This is a genomic window from Microcoleus sp. PH2017_34_RAT_O_A (assembly GCF_020737885.1).
GTDB lineage: Bacteria > Cyanobacteriota > Cyanobacteriia > Cyanobacteriales > Microcoleaceae > Microcoleus.
Genome location: NZ_JAEQDD010000102.1, coordinates 1 through 22960, shown reverse-complemented (window position 1 = coordinate 22960; position 22960 = coordinate 1). Strand labels below are relative to the sequence as shown.

The window sequence follows — 22960 nt, the reverse complement described above, 5'->3', positions numbered from 1 at the left end:
CAATTGGGAAGCAAATCTGGCTTAGGAAGAGACTAATTTAATTTCTACCCAGGGAGTAGAAAATAGACCTTTCACAATTCCTTTTAACTGCCTACGTTGTCCATTTTTTAGATTGACGTAAGAAATCTCTGTATTAGCATTTTCGTAGGTCAATCGAACATCATAAGTACCGGGGGTGAAAGTTCCGAATGACAATGAACGACCCCTACTCCGCTCGTAGGCTCCAAATAGAAGCCTATTCTCATTCCAGTAAAATTCTCCTTCCCAAAATACTGTGAAGCTTTTTCCAGGTGGAACCAATGGAAAATCACGCTCAGTCAGAGGTATAAGACTCAATGCAAAGTCATCCATAAAAAGGGCTTTATCATTGAATCCTATGAATTCTGGGGTAAGGTGGTACTTATTGAAACGGATGGGTACTGAGGTCTTGTTGGTAATCCGAATACCAACTCGCCAAGGGGTCTTTATATCAGGCATATTTTCTGGGATGCTCACTACCTGATTCGGCACAACAGTTTCAAAGATGACTCCATCTACTTCAACTGAATTGTTGGTATTAGTTAACTGAACAGATGTTAATTCAGTAGTTTTGACTGCGCTCATATTTTTTGAAGCAAATACTTCGGGAGAAACATGAGCTACTGCTACTCCTCCAGACAAAAATAAAGCCACCAGAAATAGAAAAAAATACCTCATATCTCGCCCTCTCAATTACCGGACAATCAGCGAACAAACCAGAACCACACCGCCGCACCAATTACCATCAGCCAAAATAGTTTCCCGCCACGGACATTCGACTCGGACGGCTGCTTAATCAAAGTATACTTGTAATATCCCTTCATCGGCTGAGTATACTTCTGAATTGGTCTAGACATCGGCCAATCAAACGCAGATTTCGATCGCTCGGACGGCATCCGAACTCCACTGGGTGAAAAACCGTAGGATAGTGGTAGGCGCCAATGCTGCGGTAGGCTTTCTTGTTCGGCAATTTGCTTCTCCGTCAGCGGTACAAACTCCAACTTATACTCACCAGTCAGATGAGGTCTCATTATTTGATAGAAACTGCTACGAAATTGATGGCGTTCGAGCTTTGATGGTGGTCTGTAATTATATTTGTTGCAGCAATGTTTATCAGTGTAGTGTTCTTGCCAGTTCATAATTATTCCTCGTTGATGTCCCTGATAATGAACGAAGAGATTCATAGCGATGGGATAAGTCTAAGCGTAATTAAATAGATTGATAATAGTTATAAAAAAAAACTATCTTAAAAAATTTAACTAATAAATAAAATTTATAATAGTAAGTAACTCAGGCTTAATTTAAGTTGATAAAACATTGCAATCTACACAATATGAGTATTTATATGTAGGTAGGGTAAAGTAGAGTTTACAGAATTTTTACAAGAGTGTCAGTTAACTTGACGGGCTTTTTAAAACAGAGTGTTGCCGAGCGTTATACATGGTATGCGGTTGACTATAAAATTGGTGATTCGACAGCCGCAAAAAATACAATTTCCTCTCGAACTTGGCTCAAGTGAGTCTAAGTGTTGTATGCAAGTAGTTTTACTTAAGTGTGTGATGCCAGTCGAAAGGTCGATCGCACTTTTCGCACCATGCAACTCAAAAGGTCGATCGCACTTATTACACAATTTACTCAAAATGGCGATCGCACTTATTACACAATTTACTCAAAATGGCGATCGCACTTATTACACAATTTACTCAAAAGGTCGATCGCACGTTTAGACAATTTACTCAAAAGTTAGACAATTTAGTCAAAAGGTCGATCGAAAACAGACAGACAACAACCTCAATAAATACTCTACTACTTCTGAGTTTTCCTGTTTTTGAGCTTGAGGAATATACCTAATCCGGTGAGTGCTAATAGCGTTCCTAATTCAGTCGTAGGTTCGGGAACGGCTTCAGCGGGTAGGGCATCATCGTCAGGGTTTTTAGTTTTGGAGGCTAGGGAGTTGTTATCCTCTGAGGCTAGTTCTGGGTCTTCCAATAAGTCGCCGCTGATGCCAGCTAAATCAAGTTCATTTTCGTTACTGTCGGTTGATGATAATTCTGGGTCTTCGAGCAAGTTGCCACTGATGCTAGCTAAATTGACTTGGTTTTCGTTGTTGTCTGTTGATGATGATTCTGGGTCTTCAAGTAAATCACTGCTGATGCTAGCTAAATTGACTTGGTTTTCGTTGCTGTCCGTTGATGATAGTTCTGAGTCTTCAAGTAAATCACGACTAACGCCAGCTAGGTTTGCATTGTTCAAACTATTGTCCGTTGATGATAATTCTGGGTCTTCAAGTAACTCACTGCTGATATTTGCTAGGTCTGTGGCATCGCTATCAACACCAAAAGTTGCGTAGGTGCGGGCAGCGCGAATTGGCGAACTGGGCCGCCCAAAGGATGAGGGCGATGTAGTAGTTGTTGTTGATGTTGAGACAACGACAGTTGATGATGTTGACCCCAGTGGAGATGTCACCCAAGGTGTAGGAGTTGGCCAGGGTGAGGGAGTCCAAGGTGAGGGAGTTGGCAAAGGTGTCGAGGTTAGTCGAGGTGATGGTGTTGCTGTTGTTGCCCATGGTGCAGGCGTAGGCCAAGGTGATGGAATCCAAGCTGACGGGGTTGGCCAAGGTGATGAAGTCCAAGCTGAGGGTGTAGGAGTTCGTGATGGAGTCCAAGCTGAGGGTACTGGTGCTGGCCCGGGTGTTGGTGCTGGCCCGGGTGTTGGTGCAGGTGATACTAATATTATTGTTGATGGTGTTGGTGACGGGCTTGGTGCAGGTGCTGGACGCGGGGTTGGCAAAGGTGACGGGGTTGGTCGTGGTGTTGGTGATGGTGTTGGTTTTGGCGTTGGCGATACTGCCACGCAACCGATACCACCGCCACCGCTGCTGCTATTGGCGACAATGGTGCTGCCACTTTTTGTCAACATATTTGGTGGACAAAGTTCAAGTGGAGTTTCGGGTGTTTGAGTGGGCTTTGGAATGAAAGCTGGAACGCGAACTGGTTGACCTTTAGGAAAATACTGGTATGTCCAACCCCATCTGACCCCATTATAAATCGTGACTTCTCTTGGCTTGGATGGATTGGCTTCAGCTAGGTAAAGTTCCCCAATCCAGTAAAAATTGCGATTTAAATATCTACGTCTATACGGGTTATCCACAAATAAACCATCTGGTCGTAAGTTTCTACCTGAAATACCATAGTAGGGATGTGGGGAATTTATTCCTCTCTCATTACGAAGGATGTTATCGATATAGCTTTTGCTTTGACCAAACACTCCTAATCCTTGACGCGGATGGTTAGTGATAACTCGCTGGATCCAGTAAAGGTTTTTATTTTGATTAGGGTGGGGATCGGATGCCAGTGGATTGTAAGTTAAAGCCATTGGAGATCCCACTCCATATTTTTGTTTAAGGTCATCTGGGAAAATAGCCTCCCGAGGGCAAGTATCTTCAGTACCACAGGCGTAACGAATCTTGATATTAAAACTTCCTTGTAAATCGCGCCCACGTTTAAAACTCCACGGATTTTTTGAGAGGTTGGTGTAAATTTTTAAGTCATTTAATAGTCCTTTTGTCCCTCCCCGTTCTATTTCGGTAACAAATCTTGTAGACTTTGTAAGATTAAGAGTATCGTCGGGATCGAGGACTCTTAAAAGTGTAAGACCTGTGCCACCATCTTTCAACTTAGACAGGGCAAAACTATCCATCTGGCTAGCGCTTTGCGTGAGAGTAAAGGCATTACTTGATTGACAAAAAAGCGTACCTATCAAGGTGGTTGATGATCATACAAATACAAATTTTATGAATTGCATTGTTTTTACCTCTTTTGCTAACTTTCTCAAAATCAATAGTCACAGCGATTCACCATTCAAGGCGGAGTTAAGTGGAATTCAACAAAGGGAGTGTCTACCCGTCCAGTCCAAACTTTTTTCATTATTTCTATTAGCCAATCTTCCAGTGGATCCCCTATAAAATCTGTCTTATGTGTGGAATCCATCGTACTTTCATACCGGAACCGAAGCTGATATATACCTGGTTTGAGTGAGTCAAAAGAGCACCAGCCACCATATTCGTTAGAGAAACCAAGCGAAAATTGGTCGAGCTTCCTCCAGTAGAGACTGGTACTTGGAAAGAATGTTGCGCTTTTTCCAGGTGTGACTAACAAAAAATCAGATTTTTCAAGTTGCCATCTCGTCCAGTCGTTATTATAGCCTCCCCGAAGTACCTGACCATCTGGCGTTACCAAATCAGGGGTAAAAGTGCCATAAAAGCTGAAGTAAAATGGAGTTAACGTGTTATTGGTAATCCGCATCCCAATCTGTGAATAATTTTCTGGCTTGGGACTCTTGTTTCTATTTATCACGGTCAAAAACGGCTTCGGTATGAAAGTTTCAAAACGAATTCCATCTACTTCCACTACGTTTTTATGATCTTCAACAGGTGTCAGCAAGCGAAAATTAGCGAAGGGAGTTGTCAACTCACCTGTCCCAGTTACTTCTATTATCGTTTCTTCTATTATCGTTTCTTGTCCAGTCTGAAGAAAAGCAAAAGTGAGCGGATTGAAGTATGATATCGTCCCAGTAGGGTTTTCATAAATGAATCGAATCTGATATTCCCCAGGCCCCACAGTATCAAAAGACCAAGATTTATCGAGGTCTATAGGCAGTTCATCGTAGGTAGCACGATGTAATATCAGTTGCAGTACATTATTTTGCCAAGACAGTCTTCCTTCCAGAGATGTGACTGTTTGCTCTCCAACCCCAATTAACTTCCCACTATATTCACTGCTGCCAACTTGCGTGTTTATCGGTTCTTTTCGATGCAGTGCTTGACCATCTGGGCCGATGATTTCTGGGATTAAGGCATCATACAATATGAAAGGAATCGGGGTTTGTGTAGGATTGGTAATGCTGACAGTGAAGCTCAAGGGAGCAGTAGCACCGGGCTTGTTTTCGGGGATAGCTAGTGCAATAATTTGTGGCTCTTTAATTCCCAGTTGGAGGCCAGATTGTTTAATATTATTGCTGTTATTCGATTCTTGAGATGTCATATTTTGAACCCTTCCAAGTCTTGAGTGTTTATTGCCAACTGCTTCTATACTGGCATAAGTTATTACCACGATCGCAGAAATTACTAAAGCCAATAAAAATCGGAAAAAATACTTCATCGCTCGCCCTCTGAATTAGCGCACAATCAGCGGAAAAACTAGAACCACACGGTCGCAGCAATTACCATCAGCCAAAACAACTTCCCCAATCCCATATCTATCTCCGTTCTGCTTTCTCGATTCTTATCTATTTGGTAAGTAGATACGGGTTCGTAATACCTGGTAGCACCGGGAGTTGGGGGGATAATATTAAAAGCAATACTTGCTTTGCCCGTCAATCCAACTATCAAGAATGATGTTAACAAAACTTGGGAATATTGTCGAAATAACATGGGTTTTGACTCCTAGAGGTATGAGGTTTAAAAGAAATATCAGCTTTTAAGGATAATTAGATGAAATAGGCTCTTTCACTTTAAGCTCAATTCAAGAACGCACTAAGCGAAAGTCTACAAAGGGAGTTGATATTTGACCGCTCCAGATATCTAAAGTCGTGTATGTTTCTACAGACTCGTATATTTTAACCATTGTTTGATCGCTCCTATATGTAAACCTAACTTGGTATGTTTCTAGAGTTAGAGGTTCAAAAACCCATATGCCACCATTTCCGGTAGGAGTCTTAAGTCCAAACTGCTCTTCCCAAAGCCCAAAAATTTCTGCTTCGGGAAAAAAGGTAATATCCTCTCCGGGCATAACGGAAAGAACATCAGAATTAGAGGGCCCGCTAAGGCTAATCCACCCACCTCCGAATGGAATTAGTCCATCTACTCCCATAATTTCTAGAAATAAGGTGAAATAAAAGCTAAATCTAAGGGGAGTAGATGTATTATTGGTAATCCGAATACCAATCTGCACGGGGATTATAAAGGAGGAGTAGTAAATTGATATAGGTGATAAAAATTTCATTAGGTACAGAAGTTTATGTATTAAATTGTTTTTGGGTATGCTTAAAACTCGCTCTGGTACTAAAATTTCAAAGCGAACACCATCCATTTCCACAGCATTGCTGTCTGCTTCTACTGGTTGAACCAAGCGAAGATTTACAAAAGGAGTAATCAATAGTTCTGACTTGCTCTCTTCTACATTTGTTATTTCGACATTATCTATCCCAGGTATTACTCTGTTTGCACAGTTGTGTTGATAGATAAACCTAATTTGATAATTTCCGGGCAATAGTGGCTCAAACAACCAGAAATTGTGAAGTTTTATCGACCCGAAAAATTCGTTGAACTCAGTAGAAATTTTCAGTGCAAGTAAGTTATTTTTCCAGGCAAGACTTGCGTCGATCGTGATAGTTTTGGATTCTCTAGGCTCAACTAACATATAATTAATTTCTCTGGTTTCGTAGCACTCCTGCGATAAGTTTAAGTTCGATATAAATTCAGTCAATCTGCCCGCCCATCCTGTTCTATATCTGTTCGGTTGAACTTCAGATTCTGGCTTTTCGTTAACTAATTGCCGCTGTAAGGCTTGACCCTCGGATGTTACAATTTCTGGAATCAAGGTTCCAGAGAGGTTGAAGTGGAAAGACATTGAAGTGTTATTGGTAATATGAATATATAATTCTATAGGAGGCGTGATGCCCGCTCTGTTTTCAGGGATGGTGAGCGCCGTAGGGTCAGGCAGCATAATTTCCATATTAATGCCACTTACTTCCATTGCGTTGTTGTCACTGAATTGTTCTGATGTCATGTTGGTTAACCTTTTGATTTTTACAGATGAAGGATATCAATATTGATGAATTACAACCGATTGAGAGAAGTAGCACCGGGCTTGTTTTCGGGGATAGCTAGTGCAATAATTTGTGGCTCTCTGATTTCCAGTAGGAGACCAGATTGTTTGATTTTATTGCTGTTATTCGCTCCTTGAGATGTCATATAGCCTTTCTCAAAAAGATGAGGTATAACTGACAGCCCACACAACCCTTAAACTAATAGGGCCCAAGCCCAACAACGTACCTCATCTTTCTGAGAACTGCTATATTTTGAACCATTCCAAGTTTTGAGTGTTCATTGCCAACTGCTTTTATACTGGCATAGGTTATTACCACGATCGCAGAAATTACTAAAGCCAATAAAAACCGCAAAAGATACTTCATCGCTCTCTGGATTATCAAATAATCAGCGAAAAAACCAGAACCACACCGCCGCACCAATTACCATCAGCCAAAACAATTTACCGCCACTTCCTGAATCTGACGACCCAGTTAGCAAAACATACCTGTAATACCCCAGAACTTGCCCAGATTCGTTCTCAAGAGGCACAGAATTATCTCGACCATCCCAATAATTTCGGGGAGGATATTGCTGTTGATAATCCGAAATACTTTGCCAAGGAACTCGGGATGTTGGGCAATAATTGTGAGGAATATTCTGCTTGGTATTCGGTGGATAACTGTAGCATAGCTGCTGTCGGAAATGCAGTGATAAGCGCTCTCTTTGAGCCAGTTCCTTTTTAGTAATCGGCACAAACTCCGACTTCAAGTCGAAAACTGGGCGCGGGCCAACTTGGCTACAGCAATTACCACAAAACTGATTGTGAGTAAGGTTTGATGGTGTAGAGCAATTAGATTTGTCGCAGTAATGTTTTTCACTACCCTGTTGTTGTCGGTACATAATTCCTCCTGATTAGTGCAGGCGCGAGTGAATATTGCTAACAATATTCCTTCCCCTGCCTTCCTTCAAATACGGGACTTTCTGCAAACCAACTACAACCACAACACCCGATCGATTGCCACAAACCCAATGAATCTTTAAACAACAGTGGCTTTCGATCTTAACAATCAACCAAACAATGTCTCTGATACAAATGAACGAAGAGATTGATATCAATAGTCACAAACTTAAGCGATGAATGAGAAGCTTGTCAACAGTTATTAGAATTATATTACAATAACTATGTTGTGATAAAAAAAAACTTATAGCGGTTCTCAGAAAGATGAGGTATGACTGACAGCTTATATAACCACTAAACAAAGAGGGCTGAAGCCCAACTACGTACCTCACCTTTTTGAGAAGTGCTATATATTAACTCCCAGGCTTAATTAAAATTCAGAAAACATTGCAAATTCATGAATAAAGTTCATATTTATTCATAAAATTAAGAGTGTTAGGGTCGATCGCACTTCTTGCACAATGGAACTCAAAAGGTCGATCGCACTTATTACACAATTTACTCAAAAGGTCGATCGCAGATTTAGACAATTTACTCAAAAGTTAGACAATTTACTCAAAAGGTCGATCGCACGTTTAGACAATCCAAGTCGAAAACCCGCTCCCCTCGCCCTCCGCAACCAGCAAGTGTCTCAGATCACAAAGCCGATCGTAGCGAAGCGGGGCGTAAGCCATCGCCCTCACTGCCCAAAAACCTAAAAATATGTCAAATTAAGTAAGGGGTAATAAAATAACTTTTGGCATATCCGTAGACAGTTATGACAACAAAACTAAGAGCTACAGACACAGACAAAATGGAGATAGACTTGCAGCAGTTCAGGGCAGACCAAGAACTGATACTCAACCAAGTAGATAATGCGATCGCTCTTTTCGACTCGTCTGACAGCTTAGTTTTGTTTAACAAAAAATTGGCCGAGACTTGGGGACTGTCCCCAGAATGGCTGGCAACCAAGCCTAAGTGCGACTTGTTGTTTGCCGAAATTGTCGATCGCGGTTACTTGTCGCTTCAGCAGTGGGAACAGTTTCAGCAAGCACTGCAAACATCTCAGGATGAAAGTTTATCATTCTATTTCGAGCAATCCAACGCGGTTTGTTTGGAAGTCTTCGCCACAATTACCAACAGCGGCGGGCGGCTGTTTACCTTTCGAGACGTTACCGTATACCAAAACTCCCAAGCTAGCTTGAACGCAGAAGTCAGGCGCCTGACATTTCTTTTAGGCTTAACTGAACGATTGCAAAACTCTCACAGTTTGCAAGAAATAGGTCAGTTTGCCCTCAGCTATCTGGTAGAAGCGACGAATGCTGCTTTCGGAGACGTGAAAGTGATTAGCGGTAAGGGAAAAGATCGGCAAGCGGCGGCGATTTCTAACCAAGTTTCTACTCAATTTCTGGCTAGTTACGGGGAACCAGTCGCCGCTGGAATGCAAGAATTGCTCGACAAAGGTATTCCCTACGGCACCGGTTTGCTGTGGGAAGTGGTGGAAACTGGTAAAGCTTTGTTTGTCGATGATTATGCCGAACATCCCAATGCTGTGCCGCAATTTCGGCATCCGGGAATCGGACAATTGGGCATTTTTCCGATCGCATCTACTGACGGCACAATCATCGGAGTGCTAACGCTGGAGTCGCGCAACGTCAAAAAACTGCAAGCTTCCCTCCACCAAGAAGTGCTCACGGCTGCTTGTCGGACTCTGGGGGCCGCAATCCAGCGGGCTCAGACACAAGAAAACCTCCGCCAAGTTAACGAACAATTAGAGTATTCTTCTCAGTTAAAATCCGAGTTTTTAGCCTCGATGTCCCACGAATTGCGGACGCCTCTCAACAGCATTCTCGGATTTTCTGACTTGCTGCTGCGCCAAACATCCGGCCAGTTGAGCGATCGACAAGTTAACTATGTAGAACTGATCGAAAAAAGCGGTCAGCACTTGTTGCAGCTAATTAACGATATTCTCGATCTTTCTAAAATTGAAGCAGGAAAAGTAGAACTCAATTTACTGCCTGTTCGCGTTCACGAACTCGCCACAGACTGTCTGAAAATGATTCAGCCGCGGGCAGATAAAAAGCGAATTGCTTTGTCTTTAGAACTCGACTACCGCATTACTAAAGTTTTGCTCGACGAACGGCGAGTGCGACAAATTGTGATTAATTTACTTTCCAATGCTATCAAATTTACCCCCGAACGGGGACAAGTTAAACTTAGCGGGCGTCTGGCCTACGGCAATGAAATTAATGGCGATTACCGCCCTGATTGTTCTCCTGTAAATGCCAGCACTCCCTACTTTTGTCTTGAGGTGAAAGACTCGGGTATCGGCATTCCTCAGGATCGCTGGCACTTGCTATTCCGACCTTTTCAACAGGTGGATTCTTCCCTGACTAGGCGCCACGAAGGTACAGGTTTGGGTTTGGCTTTGACTAAGCGTCTGGCGGAATTGCACGGCGGAACTGTTTCTTTTCAATCTGTTTGCGATCGCGGCAGTTTGTTCCGCGTTTGGCTGCCTTTGACGGAGATGCGTCAAGAGTTGGGCAGCTTTGCTGCTTGTGCTTTGGATGCTAAGTTAGTTCCTGCTTCTGCGATCGCATTACCACTTGGCAGTAAGCGGATTCTGGTGGTGGAAGACCAGCCTTTTAACCAAATGTTAATTTCTGAGGTGATGGAATTGGAGGGCTACGGGGTAGAGATTATCGCGGATGGTTCGTCAATGCTCGATCGCATCCATGCCGCCTCTGCTGCGCCGGAATTGCTGCCAGATTTGATCTTGATGGACATTCAGTTACCCGATGTTGATGGCTTTGAGTTGATGCGCCGAGTGAAAGCAAATCCTGTCTGGGACTCGGTACCGATGATTGCGGTGACGGCGATGGCGATGGCTGGCGATTGCGATCGATGTTTGGAAGCTGGCGCTTCTGCTTATTTGAGCAAGCCGCTGGATCTAAATTTGGCGATCGCTACAGTCCGTTCTTTTCTCAACTAACAATAATTATTTGCAGTTCCAGCAGTGCCATTTATTACAATTTATAAGTGAAAACGTTAGACTCAATAGTAGATAAATTTCTATAGGACTTGCGCGCACTTGCCTCAGAAACCCGGTTCCTGCCAAAAATATCGAGTTTAATAACTAGAAATATACGAATCAACCAGGTTTCGAGCATCTACACGCGCCAGTCCCGAGCTAAATTCAATATACATCATATTCCATGTCAAACAAGTCGCCCTGCATCATGTTGGTTGATGACGAGCCAGCTAATCTAATTTTACTGGAAGAGTTATTGCAAATGAAAGGATACGCCACAGTATCAGCGCGATCGGGCGATGAAGCCCTCTCCCTCGCCCGTGTATCTCGACCGGATTTAATTTTACTAGATATTATGATGCCGGATATGGACGGTTTTGATGTGTGCGAGATCCTGCGGAATGATACCGCATTGCAAACTGTACCGGTAATTTTTTTGACTGCCCTCGATGACGATACCTCTCGCCTGCGAGGGTTGGAAATAATGGCAGATGATTATTTAACAAAGCCTTTTAACAGTCGCTTGTTGCTGGCGAAAGTTGAAAATATTTTGCAGTTGAGCCAAATGCGATCGCAAGTTGCGTCTTCCCAATTCAACCAGCAGGTAAAAGAGCAAAGCAAGCGCCAAATTGCCGCCGCCTGGGAGGCTAACGAATATCTTTCCGAAAAATTTCACCTATTTGTCCCGGAACAGCTTCTCGAACGAATTGCGCCCCAAGGGATAGAATCAATTCAGTTGGGCAATGTCACAGAAGAAGAGCTGACTATTTTATTTTGCGACATTCGCGGGTTTACTGCGATCGCAGAATCTCAAGAAGCACGCGAAACCTTTGAATGGTTGAATGCTTTTTTTACGAAAATGAACGATTGCATCACCTCCCACGGCGGGTTTATTGACAAATACCTCGGCGATGCCATCATGGCAGTATTTGACCAGCCGCATTCTCACGCTATAAATGCGATCGAAGCCGCAGTAGCCATGCAAGAAAGTTTGCATGAATTTAATGTCGAGCGCCACAAATACAATTTAGAATATCCCGTCAATATTGGTACGGGAATTAACACGGGTATCGGCATGATCGGCACCTTGGGTTCCGATCGCCGGATGGACTCTACAGTCATCGGCGATGTGGTAAATACAGCTTCTCGGTTAGAAAATTTAACTAAAATATACGGTTGCCAAATAATTGTTAGCGAAAATGCGATCGTTCATGCGAGAGAATTTCTAAATAGCATAAGTCCGAACTCAAGCTCAAAAGAAAGTTTATTATTAAAGTGCGACTTGGAAGTGGAAACACCGGAGAATATGATTTCCACTTCTCACGCGACAGCAGCCGACAGTCATTCGCCAAGCAACAATTATTATTATCGCTGGATCGATCGAGTAACCCCGCGCGGCAAGCAGCAAGCTATTGAAATCTACGAAATCTGGCCAGCATCCAGTCCCGACTCTGAAGCCAAGCAGCTTACCCAGGCTTTATTTGACAAAGGAATTCAAGGATGGCAATCCGAAAGATTTGTCGCCGCCTTGGGATATTTTCAGCAACTAATCGAACAAAACCCTGCTGATACAGTGACCCGTTTTTATATAGAAAAATGCCAAGAAAAACTAGGTCTTATACCTGCCAATATCAGCTCCGAAATGAGATAAATAAAAAAGGTACGTAGTAGTTGCGCTTCAGCGCTCTTTCATAGAAGGTACGTAGTTGCGCTTCAGCGCTCTTTCATAGAAGGTACGTAGTTGCGCTTCAGCGCTCTTTCATAGATCGAAGAGCACCCAATCGCAACTACGTACTTAAAAACTAACTCCATAAGAGTGGCTGTTACATCCTGGACTGATCCTAATTTGATCGCACATCAAACCGCCGTCAAAACCTGCTCTCTCAACTTCCCAATCAACTCATTAACCCCGCCAGAATTCAAACGATAACTCAAAGGATGACCAATCAAATAAGCCGAACTTTGAAACAAAACATCAATTTCCACCAAACCATTTTCCCGCAAAGTTTTGCCAGTCGAAACCAAATCCACAATCGCCTCCGACATACCCGTAATCGGCCCCAACTCCACAGAACCGTAAAGCGGCACAATTTCCACCGGCAAATTCAAATTATGAAAATATTCCCTTGCACAGTGTACGAACTTAGAAGCAACTCTACCGTGAGGAGGCAAATCCACACTGCGTCTGTAAGAACTAGATTCCTTCACCGCCACCGACAGCCGACACTTGCCAAATTGTAAATCAATTAAATTTGCAACTTTCGGAGTTTTTTCCCGCAAAACATCATAACCCGCAACGCCCAAATCAGCTTGACCGTATTCCACATAAACCGGCACATCGTGCGTCCTTACTAGCAAAGCTTTTGCCGTTCCGGTAGTGTCATAAATTTGAAGTTGGCGGTTAGAGGAATCGAGAAAAGCACTGAAGTCTAATCCAACGGATTTAAACAGTCGAATGCTATCTCCTAACAGTCCGCCTTTGGGAAGTGCTACGGTAATCATATTGATTTGCGATTGTAAATTGCTTAATTTGGGATGCGGAATCGGCGCTGCCCGAGCGGAAACAGCTTTTTCCTCAACCACAATAGCACAAATTGTTCAAATATCAAAATAAGTTCAGGTATTGCTAATAATTGTGTTTGTGTATAATATATTGTATTGAGGCTGAGTTAAATCGAATTTTCTTAAGGATTGTCTGCTAAATAGATGATAGCTGAAAGTAAAACTATGACCAAATTGACTCTGGTAATCGGCAACAAAAATTATTCGTCTTGGTCGCTGCGTCCTTGGCTGGCGATGAAACAAGCTGGAATAGATTTTGCCGAAGTGAGAATCCCCCTAGACGGGCCGACAACCCATGGGGAAATTCGGCGCTATTCTCCTTCGGGAAAGGTGCCAGTTTTAATTGATGGCGACTTGAAAGTGTGGGAATCTTTAGCAATTTGCGAGTATGTTGCAGAACGCTTTGCAAATGATTTATGGCCGGCGGATGTAGCGCAACGGGCGATCGCCCGTTCCATCTGTGCCGAAATGCACGCAGGCTTCCAAAATCTCCGCGAAAATATGCCGATGGACTGTCGCAACCGCTATCCGGGAGAAGGAATGACGCCCGGTGTCGAAGCAGAGATCGATCGCATTTTTGCAATTTGGCGCGAATGCCGCCAAAAATTCGGCACCAGTGGCGATATGCTGTTCGGACAATTCACAATTGCTGACGCCATGTTTGCCCCCGTTGTCATGCGTTTTGTCACCTACGAAGTCAAATTAGATGCACAAGCACAAGCTTATGCTGATGCGCTGTTGGCACTACCTGCAATGCAGGAATGGCTAGCAGCAGCTTACAGCGAATCGGAAAGTATTGCACATCTTAAAATCTAGCAAAAATCAGTTTACTTAACCTCAAAAGGTCGCGATCGCCACCTCACCACAGATGGCAACCACGGGGAATTTCCCCCTACAAAACCTGCTTGTTTGCAAGTTTTGTGTAATTCATGCTCAAATCAAAAGTCTAAAATCTAAAATCAGGATGCGGATTCTTTTAGTTGATGATGAAGTTGAGTTGACTGACCCTTTGAGTCGAGTTTTAACCCGCGAAGGTTATACAGTTGATGTCGCATTTGACGGCGCAACTGGCAGCAATTTAGCAATGCAGGGAAATTACGATTTGCTAATTTTGGATTGGATGCTGCCGAGACAATCCGGATTAGCAATTTGTCAGCAATTGCGATCGCAAGGACGGAATACCCCAGTCCTATTTCTCACCGCCAAAGACACCCTAGACGATCGCGTACAAGGACTCGACGCAGGCGCAGACGACTATCTAGTCAAGCCTTTTGAACTGCGAGAGCTCCTAGCCAGAGTCCGCGCCCTACTGCGCCGCCCCCCTACTTTTGACCCCGAAGTGGCTGTCGGGCGCCTGCAAGTTGCAGATTTACAGCTAGACTACGACAATCAAATAGCCTATCGGGGCGATCGAACAATTGACCTATCAGAAAAAGAATGTCAACTATTAGAATACCTAATGCGACATCCCGGTCAAATACTAACACACGAACAAATCCACCAATACCTGTGGAGTGAAGCCGAAAAACCCAGCAGCAACGTATTAGCAGCTCAAATTCGCCTCCTGCGCCGCAAAATAGAAGCACCCGGTGAATCCGTCCTAATTCACACAGTTTACGGCAGAGGCTATCGCTTTGCAGAACCCAGTTAATAATAGGAATTCTGCTCATCTTCCATCTTCCTTCGTGTCCTTTGCGCCTTCGCGGTTCCATCTTTCTTCCGAAGCATTCTTCCTTTTACGCCAGAGGCTATCGCTTTGCAGAACCCACTTAATAATAGGAATTCTGCTCATCTTTCATCTTCCTTCGTGTCCTTTGCGTCTTCGCGGTTCCATCTTCCATCCGAAGCATTCTTCCTTCACACCCTAAAGCAATCCCTACATATCTTGACAAACCAAAGTAATTACCGTCACCTCCGGCGGACAAAATAACCTCCCCGGCGCATAAGTACCCAAACCGCGATTCACGTACAACCAATTACTCCCAACCCGATGCAAACCGCTAGCCCATTCCCAGTGACGAACTACTCGATCGCAAGCCGACACAAAAGGAACAAATTTTCGGATTCCTTCAGGAATCAAATAACCAATTTTTCTCACCCAAGCATACAAAGGCCCGATACCAGGAATCACAATTTGACCCCCATGAGTGTGTCCCGAAAACTGCAAATCAATCCGCCACTGTTGCAGATTTTCAGCAGTATCAGGATTGTGAGACAATACAATCCGAGGAATCGCCGGATTGATTGATGCCATTAGAGGCGCAGGTGCAAAATCGCCAGACCAAAAATCTGCAAACCCAACTAAAGCCAATTCAGACCCCAAAGGATAAATCGCTTCATTGTACAAAACCCGAATACCTGCGTTATTCAAAGCATTAGCAACCTTAATTTTTGCCCCTGGATAATAGTGATCGTGATTGCCCAAAACAGCGTAAATTCCCACCCGACTTTGCAAATTTTTCAATCGCTGCACCAAGCCGTAAATAGGCGCCGGATCGTAGGTAATAAAATCTCCGGTTAAAAAAATTAAGTCTGGTTCCGCTTCATTAGCCGCCACAATCGCCTCTTCTAGCAACCATTCCGACAGCCGCTCCCCGTCATAGTGAAAGTCCGTAAGCTGTACAATTTTAGTACCCGATAGATTTGCTGGAAGATTAGCGATCGGTATTGTTAAACAGTCTACTCGCAGTTTCCCAGTTAATAACCTGTGCATAAATATAAGGTTTATTGAGAGAGCGCAACCTCTAGCTTAGCAAATAAACAGACAATACTGCAAAACTAGATGTTTTTCCCTCTTTTTTCTGCCATCTGACTAATAACTACTAACTGATGACTAATGACTAAGAAATCAGGACACGGCTAAGAAATCAGGACACGGCAGTGCCGTTTCCCTACAATTGATCGCGGTAGGGAAACGGCACTGCCGTGTCCGACCTATCATACTGACTAATGACTAATAACTAATGACTAATGACTAATGACTAATGACTACTGACTTCATTCATGATAAATCACCTCAAAAGTTTCGACAGCTTTCTTCTTACCTTTAACAATCACAGAGCCAATTTTCCTAAACTCAAACATATCTTTAGTAACGCTGTACACACTATCGCTCACCAAAATTTGTCCTCCCTCAGCCATTGACTGCAACCTAGATGCAATATTCACCTCATCCCCTATGGCAGTATAATCCATGTGCTGCGGCGAACCAATATTACCAACAACTACCTCCCCCGAACTAATCCCAATACCAGTCAGAAAATTATCCGTAATCCAAGGAACCGACATCCTCCCAATCCGTCGCTGCATATCGATCGCAGTTTCGATCGCCTTCCTTTCGCGATCGGCCACCTCCGAAGGCGCCCCAAACATTGCTACAATCATATCTCCCACAAACTTATTCACAGTACCTTCATGACTAAAAATTACCTCTACCATCTCCGTGAAATACTCATTTAAATACATCACTATTTTCTCAGCAGGCAGCTCCTCACACTTAGTAGTAAAATCTCTAATATCCGAAAAAAGCACCGTTAAATTGCGCTTAGTTGGATTTAGAGAAATATCTCCTTTAGCTTCGATAACTGCTCGCACCACCTGGGGAGAAAGGTATCTTTCCAAATTATTTTTAATTCGTTCTTCCTTCAATTTACTTTCATGTAAAAGCGCATTCTCGATCGCCGCGGCCGCTTGCGATGCCAAAGCCGTAAATAATTTTAAATCCTGTGCCGTATAGTTTACAAGTTCGTTATGACTAATATTGATAACGCCGATTGTACCGTTCTGAGTTGTTAGAGGTGCACAAATCATAGAACGCATCTCATTGTCTCCCATAACATATCTCGGATCGGACAATACATCATTGACTATTTCAGCTTTACCAGAAACAAAAATATGACCTGCTATCCCCATATTGGAACCGATTTTTGTTTTATGGTTGTACTCTTTACCCCTAGCAGAAACAATCTCCAGTTTTCCTGTCTTTTCATTCATTAGCATCACTGAAATATTGGTAGACTCAATCAACTTTTTCGCTTCAGTTACCACCAATTGACTGACTTCAGCCACACCCAAACAAGTAGCTATTTTGCTTGAAAAATCGTACAAAAAATTAACTTCTTCGTACTTATCTAAAGTATCAACAGCCAGAGTTCTTATATCCAAGTCGGCGCTGGCAGCATAACTCAGCATATCGGCAATAAATGCTGCTTTTTGACTTCCTGTTACGTAACCGATAACTTCATCGGCTAGGATGATAGGATAAGTATTGAAGTAGGTCTGACAATCTTCGCCCAATAAAATAGCCCCTTCAACATTCCGAATAGCCATCGGAGCGTCTAAAACACCGAGCGCGCCCTCAATAACCACCCGCAAATCTCTCTTAGAAATCAATTTTTTGAGATTGATACGAACCATTTACTTTGCTATTAATCATGAGTGAGCGATCTATCGTTATTCATTCGTTTGTAACCAGTCAGCCAATTTGAGGATAGAGATTTTAGATTTTAGATTTACAAGGGCAGATAACTCTGGGAGCTTGAAACTTAGTCTAAAATTTTTGGAGCATCCACGACTATAGCCGGGGGATTGTATCCGTTTTTGGGCAGGCTAGCAACCACCAAAAACCAAAAAATATTCTTGTGAATTGATTGTATACCTCTCGCTACATCTGTGCCGTCAAACCCAGAATTTCCCTAGCTTTGACCAGCACTTCTTTCGGGCGAAAAGGTTTAGTCATATAAAGATTTGCCCCCACAGCCATACCGCTTTGCTTATCATATTCTTGTCCCTTAGCTGTCAACATAATAATGTAAACGTCCTCCATACCTAGTTCATTTTTAACCGTATTGCATACCTCTAACCCGCTCATTTTCGGCATCATCACATCGAGAAAAACCAAATCCGGCTTTTCTTCCTTAATTCTGTTCAACGCCTCAACTCCATCTCTCGCAGTCAGCAACTCTACATCATCCTCATCTTCCAACTTTTCTAGAGCCTGCTCCATCAAAATCAGAATATTCGGTTCGTCATCCACAATTAAAACTTTTTTCACAACAATTTCCCATGAATGTGTTTGCTCAGCCCGTTATCCTCTACAATATCTCCCAAAACAATTATGGAGACTTTTTCCAAGCCCTTAGTAAGGCGCAATTTTTTGACTAATTCTTGCTCTTGAGATAAGGCTTCGTCAATAATAATTAAATCCAGCTCGATCGCTCTCACTCGATCCAGGCATTCTGTAACATCAGATGCCTCCATCACATTATATCCCTGAAAAAGCAACGCAGCCGACAAAATTTTGAAAGTAGAAGCATTGTTAACAACGACCAACACCGTCTTATTAGACATCCCTTGTCGCAGCAGCAAGCCGATCTCCTTTAACAGTCCCGCTATATTTATAGGCTTGGTAAAATACCTGTCAACTCCCAAACGCCAGCCCCTGTCTCTGTCTTGAATTAGAGACACGATGATAATCGGAATCCCCCGAGTTTCTGGGTCATTTTTGAGAACTGCCGCCACATCAAAACCGTCGATGTGAGGCATCATTACATCTAAAATAATCAGATCCGGTTTGACTGCTTTAGCCTGAGAAATAGCATCTCTACCGTTAATTGCCTCCGCGACTTTATATCCTTCTTGTTCCAGTGACTGCCTCAATATATCTCGGATGTTAGGCTCATTGTCAACAACTAAAAGTTGCTGGCCTCCTTTAACGCCGAGCGGAGTTCTGCTGAGCACTTGCTGTTTCAGTTGCCCGATTAAATCATTGATAATTTTGCATTTTTCCACCGACTCAATATTTTTAACTAGCGGTATACTAAAGAAAAAAGTGCTGCCCTTGCCTAACTCGCTTTCTAGCCAAATTCTACCGCCGTGGTGTTCAACGATTTGTTTAGAAATTGGCAGCCCCAAGCCAGTGCCTTTAGGCTTTTCGGTCAGGATATCTCCCACTTGTTTAAATCTTTCAAAAACTTTGCTTTGGTCTTCTGGTGCAATGCCGATGCCAGTATCAATAATGCTAATAACCAGCTCGTCACCCTCTACTCTTGCCCGACAGGTGACAGAACCTGATTCTGTGAACTTGACTGCATTCGAGATTAAATTGATCGCGACTTGAACCATGCGATCCCGGTCTACTAATACCTGTGGCAGTCCGGGACTAAAATCTTTAATCAACTTTAAATTATTCTTTTCTAATAAAGATGACGTAGCGGCGATCGCCTGTTTTAAGATTTGCACTGGATTTGTCGGCTGTAACTGCCATTCAACTCGCCCCGCTTCCATCTTAGCAATATCCAAAACATCATTAATTAAAGATGTCAGCCGTTCAGCTTCTGAGACAATAATGTTAATATTATCTGCAACTTTATTTAAAGCTTTTTTGATTTTTCTGTCTTCCGATACGACTCCGGGAACAATCACTTCTTCTAGTTTTTCTTTAATCAGCGAAGCAAAACCCAAAACCGAAGTTAAAGGCGTCCGCAGTTCGTGAGAAACTGTAGCCAGAAAATCAGTTTTCATTCGGTCAACTTCTCGTTCCACCGTCACATCTCGAATCAAAATCACCGAACCTAGAGATCGATCTGCTTCGTCTTTTACCGCTTCTTTCAGAATAGTGGTCGCTAAAGCTTGACCTATCCTAGAATTTTCTAGTTCCACTTCCAGCGTCACAATTTCTCCCTCTCTATGTTCAGTCGCCTCAACCAATTGGGCTAATTTTTTAGGAAAGATTTCGGATACTTTTTTCCCCTTCAGGTCAACATCTTTTAATTCAAACATCGCCAGCAGTGCCGGATTAAACCTGGTAATTTTAGCTTCAATGTCAGTGACTAATAACCCGTCAGCCAAATTGTCAACGATCGCATTTAAGTCTGCCAAAGTCGTCCGCAATTCCCAGGACTGCTTTTTAGTGCGATCGAGCAATTCTGCTTGGTGCATAGCTACTCCCAATTGACTGCCAACCTGAGCCAGCAACCTCACTTCTCCTGCTTCCCACTCACGGGAACCAGAGTTCTGGTAAGCTGCTAGCAAACCCCAGAGATTTTCCCCCACAAAAACAGGCGCTACACAATATGCTTTGGCTTGAATTTGTTCCAGAATTTCGATATGACATGGAGAGTGACCAATTTTATAGATGTCATCAACTACAAAAATTTCTTGATGGCGATACCTGCCACCCTCAGTTTTTTGTAAATAATCATCTTGCCAGACTGTTTTAATTTTATCAGTTACTAAAGGTATCCAACCTTCTGCTACCGACTCCGACACAAATTCCCCGCTCCAGTTTGGAAAAAAACGGTACACTCCAACCCGATCGCAATTGAGAATTTGCCGTACTTCTTGAGTTGTTGCGCTAAATATTTTGTCAATATTTAGCGTCTGGCGAATCCGTTCAATTACTCTAGTTAATGTGCGTTCCTGTTCGGCTGCTTTCGCCTGCTGTTTAGCTTGAAACTGTATTTGTTCTAGGTACTCGGATTGCTGCAAAGCCACGCCCAAATGAGTGGCAATTTGATTCAGTAACTTTACTTCTGTGTCTTCCCAGTGACGCGCACCTGTGTGTTGAAAGGCACTGAGCAATCCCCAGAGTTTCTCTCCTTTAAAAATCGCAACTACCGCACAGGATTTGACACCAAAATATTCTAAAGCTTCTATGTGACAATCGCTCTGGCCGGCATTGTAGATATCATCAGCGATAAAGGTTTCCGCACACCGGAATCGACCTCCTTGGTGTTCGTTTAAGTAGGGATCTTCCCAGCCGCTGCCTACCAATTTCGGCCAGTTTCCCGATTCAGATTCAAAGATAAAGTCGCCGAAATAGTCTTCACGGAATTGATAAATGGCAATGCGATCGACATTCAAAAGTTTGCGAACTTCTGTCGCTGCTGTCTGGAAAATTGTTTCCATATCTAAGGTTTGGCGGATCTTATCAATCATCCGAGTTATGGCTCGTTCTCGGTCTGCTTCCTTAACCAGCTCTTCTGTGCGTTTTCGCAATTGCTCCTCTAGAGTAGTCTGGAGTGCTGTTGACCGCCTATGAGCTTCATCTAAAAGTTTTGCTTGCTGTATTGCTACTCCTAAATGCACCGCAATTTGACTGGCAAAGTCAATTTCATCTTGCTGCCACTGGCGTGGGGCGCGACATTGGTGAATGCAGAGCAATCCCCAAAGTTTATTTCTTTTGATTAAAGGTACGATTAAGTTTGCTTTGACATTAAATTGAGCAAGAACAGCTATATGGCAATCGCTCAATCCGGCTTGATTGATATCATTGACTGCCTGAATTCTTCCTTGCTGATACCGCATTGAATATTGTTTACCAAAGCAGTGATCGTGCACCTTTACAGCTTTTACTGAATGAAACTCTGGGATCACGTCTTCTGACACAAATTCCCCGTCGTCAAATCCTGACTGCTGGTAAAATCGAAATATTGCTACTCGATCGGCATTCAGCAGTTGGCGAACTTCCCGAGCGGTTGATTGAAAAATAATATCTAAGTCTAACGACTCGCGAATTTTGGTCACTACAGCAAATAGCGCCTTTTGTTTGGCAACGATAGCGGGTTCGGGTTTCGATGCCGACTCTAGTTCGGCAACGCGCGCTTTGAGGGTTTTTATCTCGCTTTTGAGGGACTCGTAATCTTCTGTATCTAATCCTAGATAATTTTCTGACATGGGTTTAACTCTCTTGTGGTTAGTTTATTAAGTATTGATAGTTGTTTATTTTGATAAGTATTAACTCAATTTAATTTTTTTTCAACTAACTTTAGAGAGGATTTGCTCGCTCTGGTTTGATAATTATTGATTAAGGCTCAGTGCGCTAGATTGGCGATCGCACGAGTTGAATTGTCGATCGAACGCTACCCCGATCGAAGCTGGCTTACGCACGCAACTGCTACAGCATTTTTATAATATAGATGACTGGAGTAACAAGCTGTTTAAAACCCGCTGAGTCCCCTTCAGACTGGCATTCCCCGCCCCGCATCTATATTCTTTTGGCAATTTTCCAAGCTCAGACACAGCGCCGCATCCCGATCGCGCGCGGCTACCACGGGGAAGATGTCCCCTACAAAACACTATATATATACATTGCGACAACTGCGAGGGATTGCCCCTACAGCATCAATCTGGCATCTTGCACCACAGTCCGCAACGGACTCGCGTGCGGGTTCCACCAAATAATGGGCTTTTTTCGCCTCTGGATCGTTTCATCAGCTTTCCTGATGACTCTCATCAGTTAAGCTGTCGTTACAGGCCTTTACAAACCTTAACGATACCGTTAATAATAGAGACATCATCCGAACATTGAAAAACCAATAGCAATCATAAACACATGACGGCAACCTTACAACAGCGCGAAAGCGCCAATATCTGGTCGCAATTCTGCAACTGGGTAACATCAACCGACAACCGCATTTATGTAGGTTGGTTCGGAGTCTTGATGATTCCTACCTTGCTGACTGCAACAATCTGTTACGTAATCGCCTTCATCGCTGCTCCTCCAGTGGACATCGACGGCATCCGCGAACCAGTTGCTGGTTCCTTGATGCTGGGTAACAACATCATCTCCGGTGCTGTTGTTCCTTCCTCAAACGCGATC

At 43.2% G+C, this 22960-nt stretch carries 22 protein-coding genes and 1 pseudogene; 9 read left to right on the top strand and 14 right to left on the bottom strand.

Features of this window, described 5'->3' with window-relative positions; translation table 11 throughout:
- Positions 1–21: 21 nt before the first annotated feature.
- On the bottom strand, positions 22–696 hold the full coding sequence (locus JGK11_RS27140; RefSeq protein ID WP_293208035.1) for a hypothetical protein: 675 nt from the start codon (positions 694–696) through the stop codon (positions 22–24).
- 26 nt (positions 697–722) lie between these two features.
- Positions 723–1157 (bottom strand): hypothetical protein, encoded by a 435-nt coding sequence (locus JGK11_RS27135; protein WP_293208033.1) that lies wholly within the window; start codon positions 1155–1157, stop codon positions 723–725.
- A 393-nt stretch (positions 1158–1550) separates the two neighbouring features.
- On the opposite strand from JGK11_RS27135, the gene JGK11_RS27130 reads away from it, so the two are divergent.
- Complete coding sequence (locus tag JGK11_RS27130; RefSeq protein ID WP_293213613.1) at positions 1551–1745, top strand: hypothetical protein; 195 nt, start codon at positions 1551–1553, stop codon at positions 1743–1745.
- A gap of 79 nt (positions 1746–1824) precedes the next feature.
- Here the strand turns inward: JGK11_RS27130 and JGK11_RS27125 are convergent, their stop codons facing one another.
- On the bottom strand, positions 1825–2271 hold the full coding sequence (locus JGK11_RS27125; RefSeq protein ID WP_293208757.1) for a PEP-CTERM sorting domain-containing protein: 447 nt from the start codon (positions 2269–2271) through the stop codon (positions 1825–1827).
- Positions 2272–2368: 97 nt separating this feature from the next.
- Between JGK11_RS27125 and JGK11_RS27120 the strand changes: the two genes are divergently transcribed.
- Positions 2369–2977, top strand: a complete 609-nt coding sequence (locus JGK11_RS27120; protein ID WP_293208760.1) for a hypothetical protein — start codon at positions 2369–2371, stop codon at positions 2975–2977.
- 901 nt (positions 2978–3878) lie between these two features.
- On the opposite strand, the gene JGK11_RS27115 is transcribed toward JGK11_RS27120, so the two are convergent.
- The 5 genes from JGK11_RS27115 to JGK11_RS27095 all read right to left on the bottom strand — a co-directional run bounded on the left by JGK11_RS27115 (position 3879) and on the right by JGK11_RS27095 (position 7729).
- Positions 3879–5177 (bottom strand): hypothetical protein, encoded by a 1299-nt coding sequence (locus JGK11_RS27115; RefSeq protein WP_293208763.1) that lies wholly within the window; start codon positions 5175–5177, stop codon positions 3879–3881.
- 38 nt (positions 5178–5215) lie between these two features.
- On the bottom strand, positions 5216–5449 hold the full coding sequence (locus tag JGK11_RS27110) for a hypothetical protein (RefSeq protein WP_293213610.1): 234 nt from the start codon (positions 5447–5449) through the stop codon (positions 5216–5218).
- A 91-nt stretch (positions 5450–5540) separates the two neighbouring features.
- Positions 5541–6806 carry a hypothetical protein gene (locus tag JGK11_RS27105; protein WP_293213607.1) on the bottom strand — a complete coding sequence of 422 codons (1266 nt, stop codon included), beginning with the start codon at positions 6804–6806 and terminating at the stop codon, positions 5541–5543.
- A gap of 50 nt (positions 6807–6856) precedes the next feature.
- Entirely contained in the window at positions 6857–6991 is a 135-nt protein-coding gene (locus JGK11_RS27100; RefSeq protein ID WP_293184534.1) for a hypothetical protein, read from the bottom strand.
- Positions 6992–7234: 243 nt separating this feature from the next.
- A complete protein-coding gene (locus JGK11_RS27095) occupies positions 7235–7729 on the bottom strand; it encodes a hypothetical protein (RefSeq protein ID WP_293184532.1) in 495 nt (164 codons plus the stop codon).
- A gap of 519 nt (positions 7730–8248) precedes the next feature.
- Here JGK11_RS27095 and JGK11_RS27090 point away from each other — a divergent pair.
- From JGK11_RS27090 to JGK11_RS27080, 3 genes are all read left to right on the top strand, one after another.
- The gene (locus JGK11_RS27090) at positions 8249–8485 is read left to right on the top strand and encodes a hypothetical protein (protein WP_293208773.1); all 237 of its coding nucleotides are present in this window, start codon (positions 8249–8251) and stop codon (positions 8483–8485) included.
- Positions 8486–8544: 59 nt separating this feature from the next.
- Positions 8545–10758: an ATP-binding protein gene (locus JGK11_RS27085; protein WP_293213605.1), complete on the top strand. Its 2214-nt coding sequence runs from the start codon at positions 8545–8547 to the stop codon at positions 10756–10758.
- A gap of 223 nt (positions 10759–10981) precedes the next feature.
- On the top strand, positions 10982–12448 hold the full coding sequence (locus JGK11_RS27080; protein WP_293213602.1) for a response regulator: 1467 nt from the start codon (positions 10982–10984) through the stop codon (positions 12446–12448).
- A gap of 206 nt (positions 12449–12654) precedes the next feature.
- Here JGK11_RS27080 and hisG read toward each other — a convergent pair whose 3' ends face one another.
- Positions 12655–13299 (bottom strand): ATP phosphoribosyltransferase, encoded by a 645-nt coding sequence (hisG, locus tag JGK11_RS27075; protein WP_293184524.1) that lies wholly within the window; start codon positions 13297–13299, stop codon positions 12655–12657.
- 225 nt (positions 13300–13524) lie between these two features.
- Between hisG and JGK11_RS27070 the strand changes: the two genes are divergently transcribed.
- Both JGK11_RS27070 and rppA read left to right on the top strand, forming a co-directional pair.
- Positions 13525–14175, top strand: coding sequence for a glutathione S-transferase family protein (locus JGK11_RS27070; protein WP_293184521.1), 651 nt, complete (start codon positions 13525–13527; stop codon positions 14173–14175).
- Positions 14176–14323: 148 nt separating this feature from the next.
- A complete protein-coding gene (gene rppA / locus JGK11_RS27065; protein WP_293184519.1) occupies positions 14324–15010 on the top strand; it encodes a two-component system response regulator RppA in 687 nt (228 codons plus the stop codon).
- 15 nt (positions 15011–15025) lie between these two features.
- On the opposite strand, the gene JGK11_RS27060 is transcribed toward rppA, so the two are convergent.
- The 5 genes from JGK11_RS27060 to JGK11_RS27040 all read right to left on the bottom strand — a co-directional run bounded on the left by JGK11_RS27060 (position 15026) and on the right by JGK11_RS27040 (position 22035).
- Positions 15026–15151 carry a hypothetical protein gene (locus JGK11_RS27060; protein ID WP_293184517.1) on the bottom strand — a complete coding sequence of 42 codons (126 nt, stop codon included), beginning with the start codon at positions 15149–15151 and terminating at the stop codon, positions 15026–15028.
- 84 nt (positions 15152–15235) lie between these two features.
- Entirely contained in the window at positions 15236–16072 is an 837-nt protein-coding gene (locus JGK11_RS27055; protein ID WP_293184514.1) for a metallophosphoesterase, read from the bottom strand.
- A gap of 284 nt (positions 16073–16356) precedes the next feature.
- A complete protein-coding gene (locus tag JGK11_RS27050; RefSeq protein ID WP_293184512.1) occupies positions 16357–17775 on the bottom strand; it encodes an adenylate/guanylate cyclase domain-containing protein in 1419 nt (472 codons plus the stop codon).
- Between the two features lie 247 nt (positions 17776–18022).
- Positions 18023–18418 (bottom strand): response regulator, encoded by a 396-nt coding sequence (locus JGK11_RS27045; protein ID WP_293157660.1) that lies wholly within the window; start codon positions 18416–18418, stop codon positions 18023–18025.
- Positions 18409–22035, bottom strand: a complete 3627-nt coding sequence (locus JGK11_RS27040) for a GAF domain-containing protein (RefSeq protein WP_293184510.1) — start codon at positions 22033–22035, stop codon at positions 18409–18411. Before JGK11_RS27040 ends, JGK11_RS27045 begins: the two co-directional genes overlap by 10 nt.
- A gap of 242 nt (positions 22036–22277) precedes the next feature.
- Here JGK11_RS27040 and JGK11_RS27035 point away from each other — a divergent pair, with 242 nt between their 5' ends.
- Positions 22278–22601, top strand: coding sequence for a hypothetical protein (locus JGK11_RS27035; RefSeq protein WP_293184507.1), 324 nt, complete (start codon positions 22278–22280; stop codon positions 22599–22601).
- Positions 22602–22693: 92 nt separating this feature from the next.
- Positions 22694–22960: pseudogene (locus tag JGK11_RS27030) on the top strand (photosystem II q(b) protein); the annotation flags it as partial.